Source organism: Lentzea indica, from assembly GCF_012184385.1.
Classification (GTDB): domain Bacteria; phylum Actinomycetota; class Actinomycetes; order Mycobacteriales; family Pseudonocardiaceae; genus Lentzea; species Lentzea indica.
Genome location: NZ_VSRL01000339.1, coordinates 1 through 8,078, shown reverse-complemented (window position 1 = coordinate 8,078; position 8,078 = coordinate 1). Strand labels below are relative to the sequence as shown.

The 8,078-nt window shown below is 67.3% G+C and carries 6 protein-coding genes; 3 read left to right on the top strand and 3 right to left on the bottom strand.

Annotated features, from left to right (window positions below; all coding sequences use genetic code 11):
• Nucleotides 1–2,367, top strand: a 2,367-nt coding sequence (locus FXN61_RS44780; protein ID WP_167979903.1) for a transglycosylase domain-containing protein, incomplete at its 5' end; no start/stop codon positions are given.
• Nucleotides 2,368–2,475: 108 nt separating this feature from the next.
• Nucleotides 2,476–4,089 carry a glycosyltransferase family 87 protein gene (locus FXN61_RS44775; RefSeq protein ID WP_167979902.1) on the top strand — a complete coding sequence of 538 codons (1,614 nt, stop codon included), beginning with the start codon at nt 2,476–2,478 and terminating at the stop codon, nt 4,087–4,089.
• Here the strand turns inward: FXN61_RS44775 and FXN61_RS56055 are convergent.
• Genes FXN61_RS56055 through FXN61_RS44760 form a run of 3 tightly spaced genes read right to left on the bottom strand, consistent with a single transcriptional unit; the run spans nt 4,001 to nt 7,198 of the window.
• Complete coding sequence (locus FXN61_RS56055; RefSeq protein WP_167979901.1) at nt 4,001–5,008, bottom strand: GDSL-type esterase/lipase family protein; 1,008 nt, start codon at nt 5,006–5,008, stop codon at nt 4,001–4,003. The two genes, FXN61_RS44775 and FXN61_RS56055, sit on opposite strands and share 89 nt — an antisense overlap.
• 19 nt (nt 5,009–5,027) lie before the next feature.
• On the bottom strand, nt 5,028–6,404 hold the full coding sequence (locus FXN61_RS44765; protein WP_312878482.1) for a glycosyltransferase family 87 protein: 1,377 nt from the start codon (nt 6,402–6,404) through the stop codon (nt 5,028–5,030).
• 23 nt (nt 6,405–6,427) lie between these two features.
• The gene (locus FXN61_RS44760; RefSeq protein ID WP_167979899.1) at nt 6,428–7,198 is read right to left on the bottom strand and encodes a deoxyribonuclease IV; all 771 of its coding nucleotides are present in this window, start codon (nt 7,196–7,198) and stop codon (nt 6,428–6,430) included.
• A 132-nt stretch (nt 7,199–7,330) separates the two neighbouring features.
• On the opposite strand from FXN61_RS44760, the gene FXN61_RS44755 reads away from it, so the two are divergent.
• On the top strand, nt 7,331–8,078 hold a 748-nt coding region (locus FXN61_RS44755; RefSeq protein ID WP_167979898.1), incomplete at its 3' end, for a hypothetical protein.

Sequence of the window (8,078 nt, the reverse complement as noted above, 5' to 3'; positions counted from 1 at the left end):
CGCCCCGGCATGCCCCCGCGCAAGCCCGGTGAGGAACGGACCACCGGCAGCTGCCGCCGGTCGAACCGGCGACCGCAGCGCGAGCCCGACCTGCTGACGCACCGCGAACCGGACGACGAGTTCCTGCTCGCCGGCGAGCCGGACGACGACGAGTACTACGACGACGAGCCGGAGCTCACCGAAGAGGAGGAGCGTCGCCTGCGCAAGAAGAAGATCTGGAAGCGCGTCCGAATCGGAGCCTTCGTCGCGCTCGGCCTGATGATCCTCGGCCCGGTGATCGCTGTCGCGGTCGCGTACCCGCTGGTCGAGTGGCCGAAGCCCAACGAGGTCGCGGAACTCCAGGACAAGACGATCACGCTGCTCTACTCGGACGGCTCCGAGATGGGCAAGATCACCTCGCCCGGCCAGAACCGGACGATGCTGACGTACGAGGAGATCCCCGACCCCGTCAAGAAGGCGGTCATGGCCGCGGAGGACGCGGACTTCTACGACAACCCCGGCTTCGACGCCAAGGCCATCGTCCGCGCCGTCTGGATCCAGGCGACCGGCGGCAGCAGTGGTGGTTCCGGTCTGACCCAGCAGTACATCAAGAAGGCGACCGGCAACGAGGATCCGACGCTCACTCGTAAGTTCACCGAGCTCGTCAAGGCCTTCAAGATGAGCAACGAGTCGGACCACAACACGATCCTCACCGCGTACCTCAACACGGTGTACTTCGGCCGCGGTTCGAACGGAATGAAAGCCGCGGCGCAGGTCTACTACAACAAGGACATGAAGGACCTCACTCCTTCCGAGGCCGCGCTGATCGCGGGCATGATCCAGACTCCCTCCTGGTCCGAGGACGAGGCGTACGCGAAGAAGCGCTGGGAGTTCGTGATGAAGCAGATGCTTCAGAAGAACTGGATCGACCAGGCGTACTTCGACGCCCAGCAGTTCCCGAAGCCGTTGGCGTTCGAGGACACCCAGCCCGGTGGGCTCGAAGGACCGCTCGCGCGCGTGAGCCAGCAGGTCCAGAACGAGATCGACAGCGAGATGGTCGGCATCACGATGGAGAAGGCGCAGAAGGTCGGCGTCACCATCCACACGACCATCGACCCGAAGATGCAGAAGGCCGCGACCGACGCGGTGAACGCCGTGATGGAGGGCCAGGACCCCGAGCTGCGCACGTCGCTCAGTGCGATCGAGCCGCAGTCCGGTGCGGTCAAGGCCTACTACCCCGGCAAGGACGGCCTGAAGGGCATCGACTACGCCAAGGGCACGATCCAGGAGGCCGGCTCGTCGTTCAAGCCGTTCGACCTGGTGGCCGCGCTGAAGATGGGCAAGGGCATCGGCGACACCTACGACGGCACGTCACCACGCACGATCGCCGGTGTGCCGATCCGCAACGCCAGCAACAGCACCTGCGGTAAGCAGTGCCCGATCAAACAGGCCATGAAGGAGTCGCTCAACACCGTGTTCTACGACATGGTCGCGAACGACACCGGCACGAAGGCCGTCGCGGACGCGGCGCACGCGGCCGGCATCCAGAAGACGGTCACCATCGGCGGCAAGCAGCAGGCCACGCTGGTCGGTGAAGGCGGTAACGCGCCCAACGCCGGTATCTCCATCGGCGCGGACAACGCGCAGGTGCGGCCGTTCGACATGGCGTCGGCGTACGCGACGTTCGCCGCCCGCGGCATGTACCGCGAGCCGTTCTTCATCACCAAGGTAGTGGGCCCCAGCGGAGACATCCTCTACCAGCACGCGGACAAAGCAGTACCCGCGTTCGACCCGGTGGAGGACAAGAGCCGCGACATCGCGGACAACGTCACCGAGACGCTCAAGGACATCCCGGGCTACTCGAAGATCCCTTGTGCGGCCAACCGCGAGTGCGCAGGCAAGACCGGTACGCACGAGCTCGCCGGTAGCACGAGCCAGAACTCGAAGGCCTGGATGGTCGGCTACACGCCGCAGCTCTCGGCGTCGGTCTGGGTCGGCAAGGACGCGGGTAACGTGGCGATCAAGGACAAGGCCGGCAACCCCATCTTCGGTGGCAGCGTGCCGGGCCAGATCTGGAAGCGGTTCATGGACGCGGCGCTCCAGGGCGTCCAGCCGGAGAAGTTCCCGAAGCCCAAGCCGCTCGGCAACTTCAACCCGCCGAAGCCGTCGAACACGCCGAGCAACACGCCGTCGAACACGCCGTCCAACACTCCGCCGTCGTCGGAGCCGGGCAGGCCGACCAACACGAGGCCGACCAAGACGTCGGAGCCGTGCGGCATCTTCCCGCCGTGTGCCACCAACCCGTCGACCTCGACCCCCAAGCCTGGTCCAGGCAATCCGGACCCCGGTACCGGGGACGCAATTCGAAATCCCGAGGACACCGGATGATCTGACAAGTCAATACTGAAGAGGCCCGGTGCACACGCACCGGGCCTCTTCGCTTCGGTCCAGGGATGTTGACCACGGCGAAACGGTCTTGGCCGTAACATCCGCGACGTGCCCAGCAGCCCTGCCGAGCTTCCCGCCGAGGACCCAGCCGCGGACCTCTCCGAGGACACCGACTCGCTCACCCACGAAGAACGGGTCACCCCGACCTGGACCGAGTCGCTCGCCCGCACCCTGAGCAGACCGTTCGGCGGCCCGCTCGGCGAGCACGCGCAGGTCGGCAGGAACTACTTCTGGACGGCGCTGCGGGTGATCCTTCTGCTCGCCGTGCTGACGTTGCTGGCGGGATGGGTGCAGAAGTCGCCGTGCATCCAGCAGTACGTGGACGACAAGGGCGTTGTGCAGCTGGACTGGCGGGGCAGCAGGCAGTTCACCGCGCTCTGCTACTCGGACACGGTGCCGCTCTACACCGCGGAACGGCTCGACCAGCGCGGTTCCTTCCCGTACATCACGTCGTGGAAGGACGACGAGGGCAAGCCGACCGAGCACGTCAGGTACATGGAGTACCCGGTGGTCACCGGGATCTTCCAGTGGCTCAACGCACGTGTGGCGCAGGGGCTCGTGGCGCTCATCCCCGGCCTGCCGATGACGGTGATCGTGTACTTCAACGTCACGGCGTTCTGGCTGGCGTTCGCGTGGCTGGTGACGGTGTTCTCCGTCGCGAGGATCGCCCGGCGGCGGATGTGGGACGCGGCGCTCGTCGCGGTGTCGCCGTTGGTCGTCGTCCACGCGTTCACGAACTTCGACACGATCGCGACGGCGTTCGCCACGGCCGGTCTGCTGGCGTGGGCGCGGAAGAAACCGGTCCTCGCGGGTGTGCTGCTGGGACTGGGTGGCGCGGCGAAGCTCTATCCGTTGTTCCTGCTCGGGCCGTTGCTCTTGCTGTGCTGGCGTTCAGACCGCCTCAGAGCAGGGCTCACCACCACTGCGTCGGCCATCGGGGCGTGGGTGCTCGTCAACGCGCCGATCGCGTTGAACCCGGCCTCGCACACGGGGTGGAAGGAGTTCTTCCGCCTCAACACCGAACGCAACGCGGACCCGGACACCATCTACAACGTGCTCGTGCAGTGGACGGGGTGGCAGGGCTTCGACCCCGGACTGCAGCAGGGGCAGCCGCCGACGGTGCTCAACACGGTGAGCTCGGTGCTGTTCCTCGCCTGTTGCGCCGGTGTCGCCTACGTGGCCTTGTCCGCGCGTACCAGGCCGCGGCTCGCGCAGCTCGGGTTCCTGGTCGTGGCGGCGTTCCTGCTGACGAACAAGGTGTGGAGCCCGCAGTACTCGCTGTGGCTGGTGCCGCTGGCCGTGCTGGCGTTGCCGCGCTGGAAGTTGTTGCTGGCGTGGATGGCGGTCGACGCGCTCGTGTGGGTGCCGCGGATGTACTTCTACCTCGGCACCGACAACAAGGGTCTGCCGATCGACTGGTTCCTCGGCGCCGTGCTGCTGAGGGACGCGGCCGTCATCGGGTTGTGCGTGATCATCCTCAGGGAGATCTACCACCCGGAGCGCGACCTCGTGCGCATGACGGGCGACGACCCGTTGGCAGGCGTCATGGACAACGCGCCGGACAGGCAGATCGTCACACCCTCACGAGGCGAGCCATCGCATCGAATGCGGCCCCGTTCGGATGCAGGTGATCACCGGAGTCGAACTCCGGACGCAGTCTGAGCGGGTCGGAGGGGTCGCGCACGGCGGCGTCGAAGTCGATCACGTCGGGGAACGTGGCACGGATCCAGGCGTTCACCTTCTGACGCTGCTGTTCCCTGTCCTCCGTCCAGTTCACCCACCCGCGCCACGGCGTGACGGTGCCGACCTTGAGTTGAACGCCTTCGTTCTGGCACCGCAGCTGAACCGTGCGGATGCCGGCGATGACGTTCTCCGCGCTGACGCCGTTCTGGATGTCGTTGATCCCGCCCAGCAACACGACCTTGCGCACCTCGTCGCTGTAGAGGACGTCACGGTAGAGACGGGTGATCATCGGCGCGGCGCCGAACACGACGCCGTTGCCGTTGATGCCCGCGTTCAGCACGGCGTAGTCGCTCTGGACCAGCGACGGCCAGGTGTTCTCGTAGAACCCCTCGGTGATCGAGTCGCCGAACATCACCGCCGCGCCCGGTGCCGTGAAGCCGGCGACCTCGACCGCGGAGACAAGGCAGATGTGTTCGCGCGTTGACGTGATCGTGCGGTGCGCGCGCGCCTGGCAGGGTGTGCCGGCTGGGGTGTACGTGCTGATGTCCAACGTCTTGGCGACCGTCAGCAGCACCGCATCGCTGTAGACCTCGGCGCGGGCGCTGATCGTGACGCTGCGAGAGCGTCCGAACGTCAGCTGCCGCGTCTCGCCGTTCGCGGTGACGGTGACCTGCTCGACGCGGACCGGCTTGATGCCCATGAGGTTCGACAGACGCACCCGCACCGACGTGCCGCCCGCGGCGAGGTCGACCGTCGTCCGCACGCTCTGGTCCGGCACCGAGACCCCGAGGGTCGGCACGGCCTGCCACACGGGCAGCCAGCGGATCGCCTCCGACCGCTCGTGCAGGCCGGAGGCACCGCAGGCCAGCAGCAACGCCAGCACGATGATCACCCTCACGGGTGAAGTCTGTGGCGCGTCAGCGCTTCGCTGCTACAGCCCCGCGGAGGAACTTCGGGTCCTTGTGATCGTCCTCGGTCACGTCCCTGGCCTTGAGGAACGCCACGAACAGCGCGACGAGCAGCGCCGCACGGCCCCACACGCCGATCATCACGGCCTGCGCGGAGAAGCTGTCGTAGATCCCGGCCGGCTGACCGAACTCGATCGCCCAGAACCAGCGGAAGATGCCGATCCCCATCGCCAGGTCGACCACGAAGTAGGCGTACGCCCAGAGCAGCCGCACGCGCAGGAGCACGAGGAACGGCACCAGCCACAGCGTGTACTGCGGCGAGTGGACCTTGTGCAGCAACATGAAGCCGCACAGCATCGCGCCGGACACCGCGATCCACGGGTAGCTGCCCTCGCGCCGGAACCGCATCCAGCCGTAGCCGGCCGCGATCGCGAACGAGAGCAGGATCGTGATCGGCGAGATGACGCCGACCAGCGACTGCATGGCGTCGTCGCCGATGAACGGCCGCAGGCCCCAGTACCAGATCGAGTTCGTGGTGATGTCGACCCTGCGCAGCTGCTGGAACTCGAACGACGCGAGCCAGCCGTCGTAGCCCGCGAACGCGAACGGCAGGTTGACCAGCACGACCGTGACGATCGAGGCGAGCCCGACTCTGATCGCGCCGACGACGTCGACCTTCTTGCCCTCCGGCAGTTCCTGGCCGCGCCAACCGCCGGAGGCGACGTAGAGCATGAGCGGCAGCACGAAGGCCGCCGGGTAGACCTTGAACGCGAACCCGAGCCCCAGCAACACGGACGCGACAGTGGCCCGTTCGACCAGTGGCCGGTTCCAGCGGTGCACCACGTAGACCGCGGCCACCGAGCACAGCACGACCGGCAGGTCCCAGTTGTGGAACGCGTACAAGATCAGCGGTGGCCCGATCGCCCACAGCAACGCGCGCCAGCGGGCGAGCTTGCCCAGCAACCAGCCCGTGAGAAGGCCGAACGGCGCCATCAGCAGCGAGGAGTAGAGCAGGTACTCCGCGTCGTTGTGCGCGAAGATCGCGCCCGCCCAGATCACCAGGCCGGTGAGCACCGGGTACTCGACGGAGCCGCCGACCAGGACGCCCTGGTCGCTGATGCCGCCGTCGACGTACGGGAAGACGTGCCGGTCGATGTCACGCCCGATCCAGAGGTGCTGGATGTCGGAGTAGCAGACCTCTTGCTTGTTGCGCTCGTCGTAGTCGGGCTGCGTGCGGCCCCACTGGTCGAACGCGGGACCGGTGCAGCGGTCCTTGTTGATGAAGCCCAGCAACAGCGTGAACCCGCACAGCAGCACGAGCACGACAGCGGCGGGCCTGCCGAAACGGTTCACGAAACGCCCGGCGTCGCCTCGCTCGGGCGTCACGCTCACCACCTCGTGCACGGTCTTCACCGGCCGGCGTGGTCGCGCAGGAACGCGATGTCGTCGGCCTGGCCCTCGTCCGGTGTCTCCACCACGACGGGGCATCCGGCGCTGGCGACGACGGCCACCAGCTGATCGGCGTCGATGGTGCCAGTCTTGATGTTGTCGTGCCGATCGCGCGACGAGCCGAACTCGTCCCGCGAGCTGTTGAGGTGCACGAGGTCGATCCGGCCGGTGATCGCTTTCACCCGTTCGACAATGCCTACGAGGTCCTCACCGGCGGCGAACGCGTGGCAGGTGTCGAGGCAGAAGCCCGCACCGAACTCGCCGACCGCGTCCCAGAGCATCTTGAGAGAGTCGAACGTACGGGCCATGGCGTTGTCGCCGCCCGCCGTGTTCTCGATCAGGATCGGGACCGCGAAGCCACCTTCCGCGACCTGCCGCTCGAAGAACTTGCGCCAGTTCGCGAAGCCCTCCGCCGGGTCCTCGCCCTTGGTGACGTGCCCGCCGTGCACGATCAGGCCCTTGGCGCCCACCTCGGCGGCCGCGGCGGCGTGCTGGATCACGTTCTTCCTGGACGGAATTCGGATCTTGTTGTTCAGCGACGCAATGTTGATCATGTACGGGGCGTGGATGAACACTTCGAGATCGGAGCCGAGAAGGGCCTCGGTCTGCGGGTGCGGCTTCGGTTTCTTCCACCCTTGAGGATCGGACAGGAAGAACTGGACGACCTCGGCCCCGCGTTCGGCCGCGGCGCCGACCGGGTCGTCGTCGCGTACATGGGCCCCGATGCGCATGAACAAGGAGGGTAGTCGGCGTCCATAACGCCATCGCAGGCGCCGCCGATAGGAGTAATTGCGAAAACTGGGGATGGTCTGCGTCACCACCAGGACCTACGGTCGTTACTAGGGAGTAGGAAAGGGGTAGGCATGCGACTGCTGAGCGTCACCGCCGCGACGCTGCTGGCGCTGGCCTCCGCCTCTGTGGGAGTCACTGCAGCCACAGCCGCGGAGCCCATCGTCGTGGGCAGTTGCGCCACATCCGTGCAGGGCGCGCCCGGCACCCCGGTCTCACTCAGCCCTGCCGCCGTCACCCAGCCCATCACGGACCTGGTGCGCGCCGTCCCCGTGCTCGGGCCACCGCTCGCCGAGCCGTTCAGGCAGGCGTTCTCGCAGCTCAAGCCCATTCCGATCGGTGCGGTGCAGACCGGAACTACGACCATCAGCGGCGGCACGATCGCGAACGCCGTGGCGGCAGAGCTGCAGAAGATCCCGTTGCTCGGGCCGATCCTCGGCACGCTCGACAAGTCCGTCCGCTCGACGCTGACCAGCGGCTGCCAGATCACCGTGACCGGCGTGAACCAGGTCGCGGCGCCGATCCAGGACGGCAGCAAGGCGGTCGCGGACACCTCGCAGAAGCTGACGCCGCAGCTGCCAGGCCAGCCGCAGGCTCCCGGCCAGCAGCCGCAGCCGGGCACGAACCCCGGCCATCCCGGCGCGAACCCCGGTGCACCCGGCACGGGAGCGGGTGCACAGAGCAACCGCGACTTCTCGCTCTACCCGCTCGGCGCGAACTTCGGCCGGGTGCCGCTGTTCACTTACGGCTCGCTGCCGTTCGCGATGCCCGGCCTGTATTCGCCGTCGCCCGGCGTCCGGTACGGCTCGCAGGTGCCGCGCG